Here is a 16,980-nt window from a genome sequence, read left to right on the forward strand (position 1 = left end):
CGATACAAAAAAAACAGAGACAAAAGTCTTTTTATCGAGGGGTTCGTGCAGAAAAATTGGCCGCTTGGTGGTTGCGTTTTAAAGGATTTCACATAGCCGAAATGCGTTTTAAAACAAAGTGTGGGGAAATTGATTTAATTGCACGACGTGGAAACCTTGTGTTAATTGTTGAAGTTAAAGCACGTTCAACGTTGGTAGAAGCAATGGAGGCGATTTCCCGAATGAATGAAAGGCGAATTGAAGCAGCAGCCGATATTTGGCTCGCACGACAAAAAGATTATGCGCTTTTGTCTGTACGCTTTGATTTGATTGCAATTTTACCTTGGCGTTTGCCACAGCATATCCCCGCATTTTTTACCTCTGATCAATAAGAGGCGCCCCACGTTTTAACCATACTCCATAAAAAACATTTCGTCTTTATGGATATATGCGTTAAAAAGTGTGTAACAATTTGAGCGCTAGAAGGAGCGGAATATGGATGATTATGAAAAGTTTGCAACAGGTTTGCTCATTGTTTTTGGAGCGCTGATTATTGGTGGTTTAATGGCAATGCATATTGTACTGATGAATAAACCAGGTTTTTTATTTGCATTAGCCGCAGCTATTGTTGGTTGGTTTTCTGCTTTTGCCGTTCTGTTTGACAAGCCCAAAATTTATTTGGGGTTAATTATTCTTGCAATGCTCTGTGTTGCTTCTTCAATTAGCATTTATGTTAGTTAAAACACCTGAAATATTGATTGAGATTCCTTTTAAAAGATAAAACTGAGAAATAAAAATGAAACTAGGCTTTTTGGGAACAGGTACAATCAGCGCTTGCATAATCGATGGCCTCATGACAAGCGCCTTTAATGTTTCTTCCATTATTGTTTCACCGCGCAATGCTGAAATAGCAGAGCGTCTTTCACGCACTTATGATAAGGTTATGATCGCTGAAAATAACCAAGCGTTGCTCGATGTGAGTGAGTGTATTTTTCTTTGTTTGCCCAACCAAAATGCAGAAAGCGTTTTGCGCTCTCTTCGTTTTCGTCCAGAACAGTTGGTTATTTCCGTTCTCGCTATGGCAACAGCAGCACAAGTGGAAGCGTGGATCAACCATAAAGTTTATCGTGCTGTTCCGTTACCTTTTGTCGCAGAGTGCAAAAATTTGACACCCATTTATCCAGATCATCCCTTTTTACGCAGTTTATTTGATGCATTGGGGGGCACCTTGGTGCTAGAGGAAGAAGAGCAGTTTAATCTTTTTATGACAGCGGGTTCTCTTATGGGCGTATACTTTAATTTTATAGAAACAGCCCATCAATGGTTTATAACACAAGGGTTAAAAAAACAGCAATCAGCAGAGTTCCTTACCATGATGTTTGGAAATCTTACAGATGAAATGCGTAAAATTATAGCAACGGATCGTTCTACCACTCTTAATTTTGCACTGCTTGAAAAAGAATTTTCAACAAAGGGGGGAACAAATGAATTTTTATCAAATTATTTTTCTCATCAAGGGGGAAGAAGAGCTTTAACAACGGCTCTTGAGGCAACTTTACAAAAAATGAACGCTTCTAAAAAGGCTTGACCAATATTTTTTCTCATCTCAATGAAGAGAGAATTATGAATCGATCGATTTAGCTTATTGTGAACATGAATTGATAAAATTGTCTGCTATAGCTCTTTCAAGAGCAGAACAAATTGGCTTTTTAAGTGCCTATTCCTTTAATTGCCCCATTCTTTTAATTGACATGAATAGCAATAAATCTTTTGGTTAATACTCAAGATATTTTTATAGCACTAAATTGCTTATAGAAGGATCATTCATCCTTTAACATTTGAATGAAAAGACTGACAAAATCTTTTCCCATTTTGTTTTCTCTTATCGTAAAATAAAAAAGGGTTGTTTATCTACCGAAAAAGGAAACAACATTGAGATAAAGTTGTTTAAGAAGACGTAAATAGGCTTGCTAACTTTATGCAAAAAGAGAGGAAAACTTTGAGAACGCAAAGAGCACAATGATGGGTATAGCTTATCTCTTTTATTGAAGTAAAAATGGTATGAAATCGATACACTTCACAAGAGTTTTCACATTATATCCTTCACAACCCCTCTCGTGAAATGGATGAAAAGCATTAAGGAATATTCTCTTTAAAACAAACGCTTGCATAAGAAATACAAATATATTCTTGAGAATTTTGTTGTTACGTAAAAAGCATAGCCTAATAAAAACCAAGAAAAATGAAAATGTAAAAGAATGCGTTATCTTTACTTTTTTTAAAGATCTTTCTTTCAATGCTTTTGAACATAGAAAAATCAAATAAAAAGATGATGATAGAAACTCATTTTCTCCGCATTAGAATTCATATTTCCCTTATAAAGGAACAACTATTCTTATATCTTTCATCGTTATGTTTTAACAAACTCTCCTAAACAAACACACATTCAAAAGAGTTTATTTTTTATTTGATCAACAATTGTACGATACAGTTGAGCATGCTCGCCATCAGGCTGAGCAACAAAAATAGGGATTCCCTCATCTGAAGAAAATCGTAAAGCTGCATCAAGCGGTATTTCTGCTAAGAAAGGAACCTCTCGACGTTCTGCTTCTCCCCGCGCACCACCATGGCCAAAAATATCGTAGCGTTTTCCTGTATCAGGAGCGATAAAATAACTCATATTCTCAATCAATCCTAAAATAGGAACATTAACTTTCATAAACATTTCTATTGCTTTACGTGCATCAACTAAAGCAAGATCCTGAGGTGTAGAAACAACCAACGCCCCCGTTAATTGTACCTGTTGTGCAAGTGTTAGTTGTGCATCCCCTGTACCTGGTGGCATATCGACGACTAAAACGTCCAAAGGCCCCCATAAAACATCTCGTAACAATTGCGTTACAGCAGCCATAACCATAGGACCACGCCAGACCACCGGCTTTTCTTCCTCAACCAAAAATCCCATCGACATCAATTTAAGACCGAATTTTTCAAGAGGTTGAATTTTTTTTCCTCCCATGAGCTGTGGTTTTTGGTTAACAAGTCCTGTCAAACGTGGCAAAGATGGACCATAGATATCTGCATCCATCACCCCTGTTTTGAAACCTGAATCTTGTAAAGCCAAGGCGATATTGATCGCCATCGTCGATTTTCCCACCCCTCCTTTTCCAGAAGCAACAGCCATGACATGACGTACCCCTTCTATGGGCATTTTCACAGGCAAGAGATTTGCTCTGCGTCGAGGTACTCCCTTTGTTGTTTTTTCTGCTGTAAGCGTAACAACAACAGATTGGACCCCCTCCAAAGCGCACACCAGTTCCTCAGCAGAACGACGCAATGATTCCCATTCTTGCACACGTCCATCAGGAACTGTAATGGAAAAGAAAACCTTGCCATCAGCAATGAATATTTCTGAAAGAAGCCCCAACGATACAATATCGCTTTCAAGACCTGGTCCTGTGACTTTACGTAACACGTTGCGGACAGCCTCACTTGTGATAGGATCCACGCTCTTTCCTCTCTATAAAATACCAACAAATACAAGTATAAGAACGAAAAATACTGACAGGTTCATCACCTAACATTTTCTATTTTAGTTTAAGAGTTACAAAGTATAAATGACTTATATTTTATCTCTTTAGAAACACAAAAACATCCTTAAATAAAAAAAACTCAAGCACAAAATTTGCTATTAAAAGACGATCAATCCCGTTTGTGCGCTAACACTTTAATGAATATTTTGATAAGGACTTTATAAAACACAAAACTTGAGAAAAACTCTTAATATCAAAGCATTTTTTAAATTGAGCATACAATAATCTGTCATGCTCTCTTTAAAGTCTTTAACGTTCTTGCCATTCATTTTCTGTAGACTCAATTGCTATTTTCTGACACTTTCGAAGTATCATAAAAAAATGTCACAAACAGTTATAAGCTGCTTTATATTTTTTCAAGCGAAAGAAAAACAATCTGAGATTGACTTTTTTTATATTTTTTCTTATGGATTAACAGCTGTCTGGTAGGATAAAATTATTCATCTCGCGCAGAACTGCTCATAAAACGAAGATTAAGAAGGGCCGCACTCCGCGGTATTTAAATAAATGAAACGTACGTACCAATCCTCTAAACTTGTCCGTAAACGCCGCCATGGATTTCGTGCACGCATGGCTACAGCTGGAGGACGTAAAGTTATTGCTGCAAGACGTGCTCGTGGACGTAAGCGGCTCTCTGCTTAACCACTTAAATTTTCACAACCGTTGAGGACTTCTCATTATTTCTTCGTTGTGAAACTTTTGTTATGAACCTCTAATGCTTGGTCAGCCAAGCATTTAGTGAAATTGCGAAATGTTCTTTTATGAAGAAAAAACATCCCTGCCGCATTCGTAAAAGAGCAGACTTTTTGTCTGTCCGTACAGGAGAGAAACGACGTGGTCCTTTATTTTTACTCGAAGTTAAATCTCGTGAACAAACAGCAGAAAAAAAATCTTCTCTTGCTGCGCGTGTAGGCTTCACTGTTACCCGCAAAAACGGGAATGCTGTGAAACGGAATCGTATCAAAAGGCGCTTGCGTGAAGCTGTAAGAGTTGGTGTAACAAACCACATGGAAGCAGGGACTGACTATGTCATTGTAGCGTATCGTGACGCATTACATGCGCCTTTCACATCTTTAATTAGTGAATTGAATCGGCGAATAAAACCAAAAATAAAACATCAGCAACGACAACAAGGGAATACGAATGGAATATAACCGCAATTTCTTTATCGCTATTGGCTTATCTTTCGTAGTGCTCGTCGCATGGCAATTTCTTCATGTTGCTCCCAAACAAGCAAAGTTACAAAAACAACAGGTCATCGCACAACAACAGCAATTGTCAAAACAGCAGTCAGCCCTTTCTACGACCACGACGAATTCTTCTGACGATCCCTTGACGCATCAAGCAACATCAATCATCGAACAGCCAATGACTCCTGAAATCCGAAAAGCTGTATTGGCCAAAACAGAGCGTGTTGCGATCAAAACAGATGAATTGGAAGGCTCTATTAATCTTGTTGGTGCACAATTTGATGATCTTTACCTCAAGAGATATCGTGTAACCGTCGATAAGAAATCACCAGAAATCGATTTGCTGAATCCTAAAGGGTTCAAAACGACCTACTTGGCCGAATTTGGTTTTGCAAGTGCATCCTTGCCAGCAAAAGCCTTGCCACAATCCGATACACAGTGGCAAATAGAGGGAAACAATACAACCCTGACCCCTTCAACACCCATCACTTTAATCTATAATAACGGACAGGGGCAAATCTTCCGCCGTACCCTTTCTGTTGATGATCATTACATGTTTACCATTGAGGATTCTATCAGCAATGAAAGTGATCAACCGATCTATCTCTCCTCCTATGCCCGCGTTGCACGTGCAGCACCACCAGAACATACCAATGCAACCTATTTGCTTCATGAGGGGATGATCGGTATTGCTGGAGATTCGCTCAAAACTGAAAAATATAAAACCTTAGCAGAGCTTGATCCAAATCCTGATAATGGACAAAAGAGCATGACTTTTTCCAAAGTAACAGGAGGCTGGATTGGTATTACCGATAAATATTGGGCTGTAGCGGTTATTCCCCCGCAAGATAAAGAATATACAAGCCGTTTTATTTATTTTGATCGTTTGCAAACGCATTATCAATCTGACTTGCTAGGATCGCCTTTAACGATTGCCCCCAATGAAACAAAAACCGTTACAAATCGTCTTTTTGCTGGTGCAAAACAAGTTGAAATCATTAATCACTATCAAAATGACCTAAAAATCAACAAATTTGCTCTCTTAATTGATTGGGGCTGGTTTGATTTCATCACAAAACCCATGTTTGCCCTCATTGACATTCTTTATAAGCAAACAGGAAATTTTGGTATTGCCATCCTTCTGGTTACAGTGCTCTTGAAAACACTTCTTTTCCCTCTCGCCAATAAATCTTATAAATCTATGGCGCGCATGAAGCTTATACAACCGCGGTTGCTAGAAATAAAAGAAAAATATCCTGATGACCGGACTAAACAACAGCAAGCAATCATAGAACTGTATAAAACCGAAAAAATTAATCCCCTTGCCGGTTGTTGGCCAATGTTGGTTCAATTTCCAATATTCTTTGCTCTTTATAAAGTTCTCTATATCACCATTGAAATGCGCCATGCCCCTTTCTTTGGCTGGATTCAAGATTTAGCAGCCCCTGATCCAACGTCTCTTTTCAATTTGTTTGGTCTCTTGCCATACGCAACCCCAGCATTTCTTATGATTGGTGCATGGCCTTTGATTATGGGAATAACAATGTTTTTACAAATGCGTATGAATCCCGCTCCTCAAGATCAAACCCAAGCGATGATTTTCACATGGATGCCTGTTGTCTTTACTTTTATGCTCGCCTCTTTTCCTGTTGGTCTTGTCATTTATTGGGCATGGAACAATATATTGTCAATCATTCAGCAAGGTATCATGATGAAGCGCCAAGGAGTTAAAATTGAGCTTTTTGACAATTTGAAAGCCATGTGGAGAAAATCACCCAAAAAAGAAGTGCACCCCCAAAAAGAAGTGCAAGAATGACAAGAGATTCTTCCCTTTCTGGAATTTTTTCGCGCAATTGGGTTTTTATTCGTGGTGTTCCCGCAATACGCTTTCTTCCCCCTGAAGGACCACCAGAAATCGCATTTGCGGGACGTTCTAATGTTGGAAAATCCTCTTTAATCAACGCACTTGTCCAGCAAAAAGGCTTAGCACGAACCTCAAATACACCAGGACGCACTCAAGAGCTTAATTATTTTGTCCCCGATGGCTTCAGTGGACAACAGGGAGACCTTCCCCCATTCGCATTGGTAGATATGCCAGGTTATGGTTTTGCTGCTGCGCCTAAAAATCTGGTTGATGCTTGGACAAATTTGATTTTTAGCTATTTACGAGGCCGCACAACACTAAAGCGTGTGTATATCTTGATTGATTCACGACACGGAATCAAAAATAATGATGAAGATGTTCTTGCACTCCTTGATAAAGCAGCCGTTTCTTACCAAATTGTTTTGACAAAAAGCGATAAAATCAAGTCAAATGCTTTGGAAAAATTAATGATGACCACACAAACAAAACTTCTCAAACGTCCAGCAGCGTATCCTGAGATCCTTGCAACCTCTTCAGAAAAAGCATACGGTTTGGAAGAATTACGTACTGCCATTTTGCAAACCATTGCATAAGAAAAGACATTCATATTATTAACAATTTATTAAGCATAATTGCCAGCAGCTGCTAATGATCTTGTACTTCTCATCAAGCACCTTTATAAAAAAGAATGACTTGAAAGAATTCTTATCAACTCTATTTAATCGTGTAAATTATGCTGACACTTTTTCACTCTCCCCTATCCACCGCTTCGCGCTTCATACGCCTCATTCTTGGGGAATATGGTGTAGCCACACAACTGATTGAAGAATATGAATGGGCAAGAAGACATGAATTTCTCGCTCTCAATCCCGCTGGTCATGTTCCTGTTTTTCTCGATGAACACGAAGTTCCATTATCAGGTCCCTTTGTTATCTGTGAATATTTAGATGAAACGCATGGAAGTTTACGACAAGAAAATAAACTCTTTCCGGAAAATCCTTTAGATCGTGCGGAAGTACGCCGCCTTAATGACTGGTTTTTAAATAAATTTGAAAATGAAGCAACACGTCATATTGTACGAGAACGGATTCATAAACGTGAAATGCCCCTTTCCATTGGCGGTGGGGCTCCAAATTCACAAATTTTACGCAATGCACGCGCCAATATCCCACCCCATATGAACTATCTCAATTGGCTCTGTGCCTCTCGCGATAGTTTAGTGGGTTCTACCTTATCCTATGCTGACCTAGCAGCCGCCGCTGCTGTTTCCGTCCTTGACTTTTTAGGGGAAATTGACTGGGAACAATCCCCTGCTGCCAAAGACTGGTATATGCGGATAAAATCACGACCTTCTTTTCGTTCTCTTTTAACAGATCGTGTCCGTGGCATTGTTGCAAGTGCTCACTATGCTGATCTTGATTTCTAATTTTCTCTCACCAACACAAGTAAAAGTGATATTTTACCTAAAGGAAGCTTCTCCGTTTATAAATTTTTATGCCTGCATATAAATAATACAAGAATAGATTAATTCATAATCCTATTGAACAGAAAATAAGAACCCCTCATAATCTCTTATTTCAAGCCCTCTTATCCTGCTCCCCAAAAATCATTTTTACAAAAAGACCAATTATAGAGATAAAAATATTTAACAAAGGATTTTAGAGTCTCTCTTTAAAGACGAGAGCTGTAACGCCATTGGAAGCTAAAAAATAAGATAACAATACTTAATACATGTTACCCTCCATTCTTCCCAATCTATGAAAAAACGCAGTGTATAACATGCACACTATTTGCTTTTAATAAAAAAAGCACCATCATGCATTTTTAAAAAATAACGATTTTTTCAATTGACTGCCCTAAAAGATACAGAATCCGATCAACGCCCATGTGTCAATAATGCAACTTCTCAGACATCTTCCTGTTTCTTCTTCCTTTTATGTGCTTTATTCATAGATAAATATCGATTTTAAATGATAAATTTTAAAATTGAATCATGAATTTTAAATAGTTTTCAGGCACGATATTTCTCACTTGAACCAATTAAAATCTTTTTCTTATGCATCATAAGGGGGGATTGGGATGCAAAAAATTGTATAAGAAAAGAATAAAAATGCCTATGAAACATTCCAAGGTTCAAGAGTGAGCAAAGCGTATGAGGGTGCCAATTTGCGCTTTTATGAAAGGTAGCCGTACAGAATAGATTTTATATTATTCATGGAGATTTCTCGTTATCCCCTTCACGCACGCCATCACAAAACGAGCTTTAAGAGCATTGAGACCCTATTTCTTTAAGACGAGCGCATAAGTGAAGTGTATTTTATTTTGAAGTATTTTATTTTACACGAGGGCTGTGCCCCATTAAAGAACGAGAGAAATAAAAACGTCAAGCAATGAACAATCCCTATTAGGCTTTACAAGAAAATCTCACCCCCTCCATCACACACTTGAACAAAAAACACCTCTCTATAAATTTGTACATCTTATCCACTTAGCTTAAACGATAGAATTTTACAGTACAAAAGGATAAATTAAAGCAAGAAAAAATTTTTCCCTATAAAGAAAAAGAACGGTTGGAAAGAAGGCAAGAATTTGCCTATACTACGAGGCAGTAAAGCATCATAAGGAGATAAAAATGCGCCTTACAGTTGTTGGTGCAAATGGAAGAATGGGACGTGAACTCATTACAGCAATCCGGCAGAGGAAGGATGTAGAGCTTTGTACTGTTCTTGTACGCAAAGGCTCACCTTTTGTAGGAAAAGATGCCAGTACCTTAATCGGTTCAGATTCTCTTGGGGTGTGCATCACAGATGATCTCGAAAAGGCTTTTTCAAACACAGAAGGGATTGTAGATTTTTCACAACCCCAAGCGAGTATTCTTTATGCTCACTATGCTGCTCAAAGAAAACTTGTCCATATTATTGGCACCACAGGATTTAGCCAAACAGAAGAAAAAAAAATTGCAGAGTTTGCAAAACATACAACAATCGTCAAATCTGGAAATATGAGCCTTGGAATAAATCTTTTAGCCAACCTTGTAAAGAAAGCAGCCAAAGCATTAGAAGCCAATGATTTTGATATCGAAATTTATGAAATGCATCACGCGAATAAAGTTGATGCCCCTTCTGGAACAGCCCTTCTTCTTGGACAAGCAGCAGCTGAAGGTCGAAATGTCATGCTGCAAGATGTCCGTGTCAACGAACGCAATGGCCATACAGGGAAACGCGAAAAAGGCTCCATTGGCTTTTCTTGTTCACGGGGCGGAACAGTTGTTGGCGAACACAATGTCATTTTTGCCGGTTCCCATGAGCGCATTGTTCTCTCCCATACAGCGCAAGAACGCTCCATCTTTGCTAATGGTGCATTAAAAGCAGCTTTATGGGCAAAAACCCATGGAAATGGTCTTTATTCAATGCTTGATGTCTTGGGATTAAACGATGAATTTTAAACAATCAATAAAATAGAGGCAATTCAGAATGGGACGCACACTTGTACTCATCCGTCACGGACAAAGCGAATGGAATCTCAAAAACCTTTTTACGGGTTGGAAAGACCCTGATTTAACAGAAAAAGGTCATGCCGAAGCGATAGCAGCAGGAAAAAAACTGAAAGAATCTGGTTTGAAGTTTGATATCGCGTATACATCTGCTCTACAGCGCGCCCAAAAAACAGCTCAGCACATTTTAGAGCAAATGGGACAATCAGATTTAGAAGTGATCAAAACCTCCGCATTGAATGAACGTAATTATGGTGATCTTTCTGGTTTAAATAAAGATGAAGTGCGCCAACAATGGGGGCAAGAGCAAGTGCAAATGTGGCGCCGCTCCTATACGATTGCCCCTCCGAATGGAGAAAGTCTACGCGATACCGGTGCACGCATTTGGCCTTATTATCTTTACCATATTCAGCCTCACATTTTGCGCTCTCAAACTGTTTTGATGGCAGCACATGGGAATTCTCTTCGTGCTCTTATTATGGCGCTTGAAGGTCTTAGCAGTGAGGAAATTATATCTCAAGAATTAGCAACCGGCATTCCTATTCTTTACACCTTTAATCCCGATTCAACCATTGCATCAAAGACAATCATCACACCTTAAACTTTCAAAACCATGATGCCACCCCAAAATTTAATTCAATCATTTTAAACAGAGAAAATAAATTCTATAATTTTATTGACAGAATTGCTTCACACGCTTAGATGATTTTTATGAGCCCAGATGGCGGAATTGGTAGACGCGCAGGTTTCAGGTACCTGTGCCGCAAGGCGTGGAGGTTCGAGTCCTCTTCCGGGCACCATTTTGTGTCTTTATGGCATTGAAATATATAGATTTTTCTTTAAATAATTATTTTAAGACCACCTTTTAGACCACCTTCTACGGTTTATACAATTTTATCTAATTTGTTGTTATTTGCTCCGTATTTTTCTTTGGAGTAAAGGCTAGAATCTCTTTTTTTCTCCACCTTACTGCTCTCCCTAGCTTATATGGCTCTGGAAATACCCCTTGAAGCACCCAATTGCGAATCGTTGTTGTCGACACACTAAAAAGCTCTGCACATTCACGGGTTGTTACATATCTATCGCCATCATCAAATATCATCTCATTGCCTTTCTATTTTTTATATTATGTAAATGGGTGGGGGTGCTGGGAGGAGAAAGCACCCCCATAACATCAAGCGGCTTTCGCTAAAATCTTTTGCATCTCTTGGTCTATTTCTGCTAAAAAGATTTCGACCGCTTGATTAATCCGTTCAATTTGTTCTTCATCACGGTGAATGCGCTTGATTTTCATTCTCAAACCAGTAGATTTGCCTACAAAGTTTGGATTATAGCTAACAAAATCACACCATTTACGTCCCGTACAAGCCATCTGGAATTGCATTTGCGCAAGATATTCAGGCTTGATATTACTATCTATAAAGAAGCGTAGATGGTTTGGGGATTGTGGGCATTTAACCTCTACTAAACCGTCTTCACCAACAAATCCATCAGGACTTGCGCCAGCCATTTGGATTGTGGGATGTTGAATAAAACCGCACCCTGTGACCTCTGTATCATAAATAAAGGCATATTCTCTCAAGGCATCTTCTTCATGTTCAATGCCCCATTGCATAGCTGGCGTTATATAAGATTGGCTTATTTCCTCTGTTAACCGCTCTGTCATAAGCTTTATTTTGTAGTCTTCATATTTGCTCGTAGGCATTCCCTTGGCTGTTTTACTGAGTACGTTATAAACGTTTGAAGCGGTGACTTTACCTAAACGGGCTTGAAACCATTCTGCTGTTCTTTGTTCCATTTCACACCGCCTTTTGTTGCTCTTGTTGTACTTTATTCATTTGCGAGCGTTGCTTTTTTTTCAAAGCAAACAAAACGGTTTGTGCTTGTTTATAAGACATCTGTGTTAGGCTTTTTACTCCTATGAAAGAAATAATATCGCTTTCCTTTGATTGTGTCTGTTCCATTAATTCTTTGATTTCATTCATCTGTTCAGAAGAGATACCAGCAAGAATTGTGACTCCATCTGTATCGTCTTCTTTTCTTGCTACATTAAGAAGCATGCCTAGCAGGTATCTTCGTGCATAGGTAATTGTAGAGCCAACCGCTTGTATGCTATTTTTGCTCCCTGTAGTGTCAAAGGGAAATGTTCCTTGTGTTGATATTTCATTACCAGATATATGCTTTAAAGTCATTTCTACGGTTATACCGTTTGAATCCTGTTCTTTGATCTGAGAAAACAAGGCAAAGTGATGTTTTGTAAGAGTTTCCTTGATTGCATCAATATATTTATCAAGCGTTGTATAGATACTTTTAGTATGTGTATTAAGGGCATTTTGTTCGATGTTTTTATATTCCATTTGCATAGCAGAAAGATCACGGACAAAGTCTTGGCGCTCTTGTCGTTCTATCTCCTTTTCTCGCAATTCAAGAAGGCTCTTGAGACGGTCCAGATCGACATCACTTTGTAAAGCTCTTTCTAAAATAAGCTCCATAGCTGTAGAGTTGGTTTCACAAGCGTTTGTTTTTTCCACTAATTCCGTTTGTGTGGTACTTAGTTCTCTCATCTTGATTTCCTCCATTAAAGCGCAACTCACCCGTGGCGTGAATCACGCATGTGTTAAAAGTTGGTTAGTTTGCTAGAAAGGAATGACATCCTTTTCTGAAGAGCCGCTGTTCTGGGCTGTCATAGTTTGTTCACAAGCTTCTGAATTATCGTAAATTTTCGTATAGCCATAAATTCTTGAATGGTTGTGAATAATGACATTTCCATAAATTTGTGCATGTCCAAAAAAATGACCCCCCTCTATTTTGGCGTTATTATAAATTTGTGCATTGCCATAAACTTGTGCAGAATAACAAACTTGTGCGTTATCATAAACCTTAGCACTATCGTAAATCCTTGCACAGAAATACGCTTTGGCATCATTATAAATCCAACAATCACCTTCATGACTGAGATTATCTTCACACCCTACCCAACCGCCTAGATCACCTTTTTTAACATCACCAAAATCTTTTAAAGCACGGATACGGAAAAGATTAATGTATCCATCAATCTCAACTGTCTCATCAGTAAGTTCGTATTTCTTTTCCATGATTATTCCTCCTCCATTAAAAGAGGGTCCATTATGGATATTTTTGTATTTCCAGTTATTTCGGCGTCACCAAAAATCCTTGCGTCACCAAAAATCTTAGCATTTCCAAAAACACGAGCCCTGCTACCAACACGTGCATTGCCATAAACCTTAGCATTCTCATAAATCTTGGCGCCGCCAAAAGCCTCTGCATTGTCATAAACCATGGCATCACCATAAACTTCGGTATTTCTAGAAACATCAAACCTACTACCAATACGTGCATTTCCAAAAACCTTTGCATTATCAAAAATCTTGGCGCCGCCAGAAGCCTCTGCATTGTCATAAACCATGGCATCACCATAAACTTCGGCATTTCTTGAAACATGTGCATCATCAATAACCCATGCTTTCCCATAAACACGGGCATCATTAGAAACCTTGGCATCACGACCAACCTTGGCATTACCATAGACCTTGGCATTGCCAAAAATCTGTGCACAAGCACAAACATAGGCATCATCCCCAACCCAACAGTTACCCTCATGGCTTAAGTTCTCTTCTTTTTCTATAAAGCCGCCGATATCACCAGCTTTAACATCTCCAAAGTCTCTCAATGCTCTAATTCTATGAAGTGTCATAAGGGCAACCTCAATTGTCTCATCAGTCAGTTCGTATTTCTTTTCCATGATTTTCCCCTACCTTAAAATAGCGTCACTTCCACAAAAAGCTGTCTCGCCGGCTACTATGGCATTACCACGAACTTTTGCGTTATTATAAACTTCGGCAGCATCATAAACCTTGGCATTTTCAGAAATATATGCATTTTGATAAACACAAGCGTTACCTCCAACCCAGCAATTATCATCATGGCTAAGATTCCATTCACTCTCGACAAAGCCTCCAAGGTCGCCTTCTTTGACATCATCAAAATCTTTTAAGGCGCGTATGCGATAAAGCGTTGTTCCATCAACTTTGATTTTCTCATCAGTGAGTTTATATTTCTTTTTTATCATGATAACCTCCTCTTAATGCATGCTTTGTCTTTTAAGCTCTTGAGACAGCAGCCCCATGCCTTTTGTGGTAATTTTTGCGCAAGGAATGACTTTTTCTATTCCACTGGCGGTTTGAAGTGTGATGGTTGGACAATCCATTAGTTGCTTTTGGATTTTGTCTTGATAAGGGAGTAAATTTCCACCTGCTGCACGTCTGTAAATCCAACCTTTTTGCTGTAAAAATTGAATGAATTGTTTTGGTTGTATCTCGAGTATTTTAGCCGCTTCTGTAAGACCAAAGAGCCCATCATGGCGCTGTAAACTTTCAAGAGCCATGGCTTTTGGTGTTAAATCTTCAATAATGCTGTCTTTTTGATCTATTTGCCCTTGGAGGTAATTCAAAAAGCCAATCATAGCTTTTGGACTTGAATAGTCGATTTGTGGTGCTACCACTTGCTTTTCCAATTCTTGCCAACGATCTATAATCCTAGCACGTAATGTCATGTTGTAACCTGAAACTAAGATGAGGCATTCACGTTTGGGGAGATTATAACAAGGACGGCTTTCACCTTTTGCATCAACATAAGTACCAATAAAATCAACCAATCCAAATTTGGAGCCGTTAAGTTCTTCAAGCATTTGTCTGATGTCACGCATAATGTGTGCATGTTGTTTACCACATAGTTCAGCAATTTCACGACTGGACATAGTTTGAACAGTTTGGTTATTAAAATTGCTTTTGGCCGTTGTGACAAAATTATGCATGATGGCCCCCTTTAAGAAGCTTGTATTTTTTTCATATGTTCTAATAAAATTTTGCATCATCACTTCCTTAATTAAAGAAAATGCAAGATTTGATATAATATTCTGCCATAGTTCCTATGGCGTTCTGTTTGAGCAACTTTTCTTGCTGCGTGAATTTTGAAGTGATGATTATCGGTTTTATCTGTTTCTATTTCAGATTTTGGACAAATCTTTTTTTTGTTCCATTCTTGTTTTGTAAAAACAAAATCCACACCTTCTTTTAGATCAAGCTTTTCAACACAATCATTAAACCAAGTATTAAAATCTTGTTTTAAATTTAAGTACCTATGCATGACATGGGCATTGACCATTTGGACATAACCAATACTATTGTCTGCCTCGTTTTCAGGTATGAGATATCCTTCACTATCATTATCATGTGTGTTCATAAGTTTACTCTAATCAATTATTGATAGGAAAAAGGGGACGCTTTTTAAACGCCCTTCAGAATTTTAAAGCACATCTCAAGGATAACGGTGCTGTTGTTCATAAGTACCGTAGACCTCATCATTATATCTTTCTTTTGCTAAATCATCTAAAAAGTCATTGTAAGTATCACTTTCGCGTACAAAGTAATGAACCACACTCTCCTCATGGAGATGATCGATATTTTCTTCTACATATGCGTCTGCAATTTCTTCAGAGATATCTTCACAACTATTTTCAGAAGGATTTATACGAAAGATTTGGATAACATCATCTACCCCATTAACAATGCTTAGAATTTGACTTGCATCAAGCGGTCCAGATTCTGCAATGTGTTCATCTCTATCGAAGTAAACTGAATGAACTAAGAGAATTTCATTAGAATTTATAAGAATTGGCTTTTCCATAATTTCCCCTCCCTAACGCCTAATAGCGATTGTTTGTGTTAATTTATAATATATTTATATAACTATAATTATAAAATATCAAGCAAAAAATTATAAAAAGTTATATTTTTTTATAAAAAATATTATAACATCTTGTAAAATAAGAAGAGAAAAGTGCTTTCTAATATAGATGATAATTAGCGAGAAAACCGAATCGGTTTATTGTAAGAATTCGTTGGTAAGATAGCAAAGATTTCTCCAATCCATGCAATTTTAACATTTTTAATGGGGAGTGCATTCCAAGAAAGCAAATCTATCTCTCCATTTATCCCTCTGCTAATCTGCTTTATATATCTTTTATTATCATGTGTAAGAATAACGGCTTCTTTGCCAAAGAAGGATTCTATTGTTTTGATTTGGCGCCGTCTTACAATAACCATGTCCCCATCTTTGTATGCAGGAAGCATAGAATCGCCTTTAACTTCAAAAGCAACCATATCATCAGGTAAAGCAAAAGGGATTTCTACTTGTTCAAGCCCATCTTCTGGAATTTGTTCAAAGCTTGGATCTATCTGTGTTCCTGCTCCGATATACCCCATAAGAGGAACAAAAGTAGTTAAGTGATTGTCGCCTGTTAGTTCTTTATATAGTTCTAAAATGGCATCTCTGTTAGAACCACGCGGATCAGAATCTTTTAACCACTTAGACACTGAAGCTTGCGTTACATTTAGCCGCTTAGCTACATCTTCTTGCGTTAAGTTAAATTCAGTTAAAATCTTTTTTAACGTGCTTATGATGTTAGATTTATTACTCATACTTTTGTCTACCTTATTTTTTTGTCGTTGATAAAGATAAATTTCCTTGACTTTATATAACTATAATTATATTTATAAAAATAAGGCAAAGCTGTAATTGGAGCTTTTAAATGGATCAACGAGAAGATTTTAAGAATTTGACTAAGTCAATACGAGGCAGATTTAATTGGACACAATCAGAAATGGCTAAAATGCTTGGTGTAACTCAGGCAGCTGTTTGCAAATGGGAAACAAGAGGATCTATCTCTGTAATAAATTACCTGAAACTACAAAAATTAAAGAACAGTTCTAGTTCTATGCCTGCTTTTATTGCTACCCCTACAGATAACAACGAGCACCAGCAGCGCTCACACTCTTAAGA

At 38.0% G+C, this 16,980-nt stretch carries 22 protein-coding genes and 1 tRNA gene; 12 read left to right on the forward strand and 11 right to left on the reverse strand.

Going from position 1 to position 16,980, the window contains the following annotated elements:
- The first annotated feature begins 2 nt into the window (after positions 1-2).
- From FJG96_RS08210 to FJG96_RS08220, 3 genes are all read left to right on the forward strand, one after another.
- Entirely contained in the window at positions 3-371 is a 369-nt protein-coding gene (locus tag FJG96_RS08210; protein ID WP_180338264.1) for a YraN family protein, read from the forward strand.
- 103 nt (positions 372-474) lie between these two features.
- Positions 475-720: a hypothetical protein gene (locus FJG96_RS08215; protein ID WP_005773112.1), complete on the forward strand. Its 246-nt coding sequence runs from the start codon at positions 475-477 to the stop codon at positions 718-720.
- Between the two features lie 55 nt (positions 721-775).
- Complete coding sequence (locus FJG96_RS08220; protein ID WP_139413520.1) at positions 776-1,567, forward strand: pyrroline-5-carboxylate reductase; 792 nt, start codon at positions 776-778, stop codon at positions 1,565-1,567.
- 858 nt (positions 1,568-2,425) lie between these two features.
- Here the strand turns inward: FJG96_RS08220 and FJG96_RS08225 are convergent.
- Complete coding sequence (locus tag FJG96_RS08225; RefSeq protein ID WP_139413521.1) at positions 2,426-3,487, reverse strand: Mrp/NBP35 family ATP-binding protein; 1,062 nt, start codon at positions 3,485-3,487, stop codon at positions 2,426-2,428.
- A 592-nt stretch (positions 3,488-4,079) separates the two neighbouring features.
- Here FJG96_RS08225 and rpmH point away from each other — a divergent pair.
- From rpmH to FJG96_RS08265, 8 genes are all read left to right on the forward strand, one after another.
- Positions 4,080-4,214, forward strand: a complete 135-nt coding sequence (gene rpmH, locus FJG96_RS08230; RefSeq protein ID WP_139413522.1) for a 50S ribosomal protein L34 — start codon at positions 4,080-4,082, stop codon at positions 4,212-4,214.
- Positions 4,215-4,333: 119 nt separating this feature from the next.
- Positions 4,334-4,726, forward strand: a complete 393-nt coding sequence (gene rnpA / locus FJG96_RS08235) for a ribonuclease P protein component (RefSeq protein ID WP_139413523.1) — start codon at positions 4,334-4,336, stop codon at positions 4,724-4,726.
- Entirely contained in the window at positions 4,716-6,578 is a 1,863-nt protein-coding gene (gene yidC, locus FJG96_RS08240) for a membrane protein insertase YidC (protein ID WP_139413524.1), read from the forward strand. Before rnpA ends, yidC begins: the two co-directional genes overlap by 11 nt.
- Positions 6,575-7,219: a ribosome biogenesis GTP-binding protein YihA/YsxC gene (gene yihA, locus FJG96_RS08245; RefSeq protein ID WP_139413525.1), complete on the forward strand. Its 645-nt coding sequence runs from the start codon at positions 6,575-6,577 to the stop codon at positions 7,217-7,219. The genes yidC and yihA overlap by 4 nt, the downstream gene beginning before the upstream one ends.
- Positions 7,220-7,359: 140 nt before the next feature.
- Positions 7,360-8,052 (forward strand): glutathione S-transferase family protein, encoded by a 693-nt coding sequence (locus FJG96_RS08250; protein WP_139413526.1) that lies wholly within the window; start codon positions 7,360-7,362, stop codon positions 8,050-8,052.
- Positions 8,053-9,258: 1,206 nt separating this feature from the next.
- Positions 9,259-10,071: a 4-hydroxy-tetrahydrodipicolinate reductase gene (dapB, locus tag FJG96_RS08255; protein WP_139413527.1), complete on the forward strand. Its 813-nt coding sequence runs from the start codon at positions 9,259-9,261 to the stop codon at positions 10,069-10,071.
- Between the two features lie 28 nt (positions 10,072-10,099).
- Entirely contained in the window at positions 10,100-10,720 is a 621-nt protein-coding gene (locus FJG96_RS08260) for a 2,3-bisphosphoglycerate-dependent phosphoglycerate mutase (RefSeq protein WP_005773103.1), read from the forward strand.
- A gap of 114 nt (positions 10,721-10,834) precedes the next feature.
- Positions 10,835-10,919 (forward strand) — tRNA-Leu (locus FJG96_RS08265).
- A gap of 98 nt (positions 10,920-11,017) precedes the next feature.
- Here the strand turns inward: FJG96_RS08265 and FJG96_RS08270 are convergent.
- From FJG96_RS08270 to FJG96_RS08320, 10 genes are all read right to left on the reverse strand, one after another.
- Complete coding sequence (locus FJG96_RS08270; RefSeq protein WP_139413528.1) at positions 11,018-11,221, reverse strand: helix-turn-helix transcriptional regulator; 204 nt, start codon at positions 11,219-11,221, stop codon at positions 11,018-11,020.
- A 72-nt stretch (positions 11,222-11,293) separates the two neighbouring features.
- The gene (locus tag FJG96_RS08275) at positions 11,294-11,917 is read right to left on the reverse strand and encodes a lambda exonuclease family protein (protein ID WP_139413529.1); all 624 of its coding nucleotides are present in this window, start codon (positions 11,915-11,917) and stop codon (positions 11,294-11,296) included.
- A 1-nt stretch (position 11,918) separates the two neighbouring features.
- Positions 11,919-12,683 (reverse strand): ERF family protein, encoded by a 765-nt coding sequence (locus tag FJG96_RS08280; protein WP_180338254.1) that lies wholly within the window; start codon positions 12,681-12,683, stop codon positions 11,919-11,921.
- A gap of 72 nt (positions 12,684-12,755) precedes the next feature.
- Positions 12,756-13,214, reverse strand: a complete 459-nt coding sequence (locus FJG96_RS08290; protein WP_139413531.1) for a hypothetical protein — start codon at positions 13,212-13,214, stop codon at positions 12,756-12,758.
- Between the two features lie 2 nt (positions 13,215-13,216).
- Positions 13,217-13,882: a hypothetical protein gene (locus tag FJG96_RS08295; protein WP_139413532.1), complete on the reverse strand. Its 666-nt coding sequence runs from the start codon at positions 13,880-13,882 to the stop codon at positions 13,217-13,219.
- Between the two features lie 9 nt (positions 13,883-13,891).
- A complete protein-coding gene (locus FJG96_RS08300; RefSeq protein WP_139413533.1) occupies positions 13,892-14,209 on the reverse strand; it encodes a hypothetical protein in 318 nt (105 codons plus the stop codon).
- Positions 14,210-14,221: 12 nt separating this feature from the next.
- Positions 14,222-14,953 carry a Rha family transcriptional regulator gene (locus FJG96_RS08305; protein ID WP_139413534.1) on the reverse strand — a complete coding sequence of 244 codons (732 nt, stop codon included), beginning with the start codon at positions 14,951-14,953 and terminating at the stop codon, positions 14,222-14,224.
- 71 nt (positions 14,954-15,024) lie between these two features.
- Positions 15,025-15,381, reverse strand: a complete 357-nt coding sequence (locus FJG96_RS08310) for an antA/AntB antirepressor family protein (RefSeq protein ID WP_139413535.1) — start codon at positions 15,379-15,381, stop codon at positions 15,025-15,027.
- A 75-nt stretch (positions 15,382-15,456) separates the two neighbouring features.
- Positions 15,457-15,825 (reverse strand): hypothetical protein, encoded by a 369-nt coding sequence (locus tag FJG96_RS08315; protein WP_139413536.1) that lies wholly within the window; start codon positions 15,823-15,825, stop codon positions 15,457-15,459.
- Positions 15,826-16,001: 176 nt separating this feature from the next.
- On the reverse strand, positions 16,002-16,619 hold the full coding sequence (locus tag FJG96_RS08320) for an XRE family transcriptional regulator (protein ID WP_139413537.1): 618 nt from the start codon (positions 16,617-16,619) through the stop codon (positions 16,002-16,004).
- Positions 16,620-16,729: 110 nt separating this feature from the next.
- Between FJG96_RS08320 and FJG96_RS08325 the strand changes: the two genes are divergently transcribed.
- Complete coding sequence (locus FJG96_RS08325; protein ID WP_139413538.1) at positions 16,730-16,978, forward strand: helix-turn-helix transcriptional regulator; 249 nt, start codon at positions 16,730-16,732, stop codon at positions 16,976-16,978.
- Positions 16,979-16,980: the final 2 nt, after the last annotated feature.

Source organism: Bartonella mastomydis, from assembly GCF_900185775.1.
GTDB lineage: Bacteria > Pseudomonadota > Alphaproteobacteria > Rhizobiales > Rhizobiaceae > Bartonella > Bartonella elizabethae.

What these genes read in the sequence shown, in the direction of transcription:
- FJG96_RS08280 (WP_180338254.1), bottom strand. Translation starts at nt 12,683, where the DNA reads ATGAGAGAACTAAGTACCACACAAACGGAATTAGTGGAAAAAACAAAC.
- FJG96_RS08310 (WP_139413535.1), bottom strand. Translation starts at nt 15,381, where the DNA reads ATGAACACACATGATAATGATAGTGAAGGATATCTCATACCTGAAAAC.
- FJG96_RS08325 (WP_139413538.1), top strand. Translation starts at nt 16,730, where the DNA reads ATGGATCAACGAGAAGATTTTAAGAATTTGACTAAGTCAATACGAGGC.
- FJG96_RS08260 (WP_005773103.1), top strand. Translation starts at nt 10,100, where the DNA reads ATGGGACGCACACTTGTACTCATCCGTCACGGACAAAGCGAATGGAAT.
- FJG96_RS08215 (WP_005773112.1), top strand. Translation starts at nt 475, where the DNA reads ATGGATGATTATGAAAAGTTTGCAACAGGTTTGCTCATTGTTTTTGGA.
- FJG96_RS08250 (WP_139413526.1), top strand. Translation starts at nt 7,360, where the DNA reads ATGCTGACACTTTTTCACTCTCCCCTATCCACCGCTTCGCGCTTCATA.
- FJG96_RS08295 (WP_139413532.1), bottom strand. Translation starts at nt 13,882, where the DNA reads ATGGAAAAGAAATACGAACTGACTGATGAGACAATTGAGGTTGCCCTT.
- rnpA (WP_139413523.1), top strand. Translation starts at nt 4,334, where the DNA reads ATGAAGAAAAAACATCCCTGCCGCATTCGTAAAAGAGCAGACTTTTTG.
- FJG96_RS08305 (WP_139413534.1), bottom strand. Translation starts at nt 14,953, where the DNA reads ATGCATAATTTTGTCACAACGGCCAAAAGCAATTTTAATAACCAAACT.
- FJG96_RS08290 (WP_139413531.1), bottom strand. Translation starts at nt 13,214, where the DNA reads ATGGAAAAGAAATACGAACTTACTGATGAGACAGTTGAGATTGATGGA.
- FJG96_RS08300 (WP_139413533.1), bottom strand. Translation starts at nt 14,209, where the DNA reads ATGATAAAAAAGAAATATAAACTCACTGATGAGAAAATCAAAGTTGAT.
- dapB (WP_139413527.1), top strand. Translation starts at nt 9,259, where the DNA reads ATGCGCCTTACAGTTGTTGGTGCAAATGGAAGAATGGGACGTGAACTC.
- FJG96_RS08220 (WP_139413520.1), top strand. Translation starts at nt 776, where the DNA reads ATGAAACTAGGCTTTTTGGGAACAGGTACAATCAGCGCTTGCATAATC.
- FJG96_RS08275 (WP_139413529.1), bottom strand. Translation starts at nt 11,917, where the DNA reads ATGGAACAAAGAACAGCAGAATGGTTTCAAGCCCGTTTAGGTAAAGTC.
- yihA (WP_139413525.1), top strand. Translation starts at nt 6,575, where the DNA reads ATGACAAGAGATTCTTCCCTTTCTGGAATTTTTTCGCGCAATTGGGTT.
- rpmH (WP_139413522.1), top strand. Translation starts at nt 4,080, where the DNA reads ATGAAACGTACGTACCAATCCTCTAAACTTGTCCGTAAACGCCGCCAT.
- FJG96_RS08320 (WP_139413537.1), bottom strand. Translation starts at nt 16,619, where the DNA reads ATGAGTAATAAATCTAACATCATAAGCACGTTAAAAAAGATTTTAACT.
- FJG96_RS08270 (WP_139413528.1), bottom strand. Translation starts at nt 11,221, where the DNA reads ATGATATTTGATGATGGCGATAGATATGTAACAACCCGTGAATGTGCA.
- FJG96_RS08315 (WP_139413536.1), bottom strand. Translation starts at nt 15,825, where the DNA reads ATGGAAAAGCCAATTCTTATAAATTCTAATGAAATTCTCTTAGTTCAT.
- yidC (WP_139413524.1), top strand. Translation starts at nt 4,716, where the DNA reads ATGGAATATAACCGCAATTTCTTTATCGCTATTGGCTTATCTTTCGTA.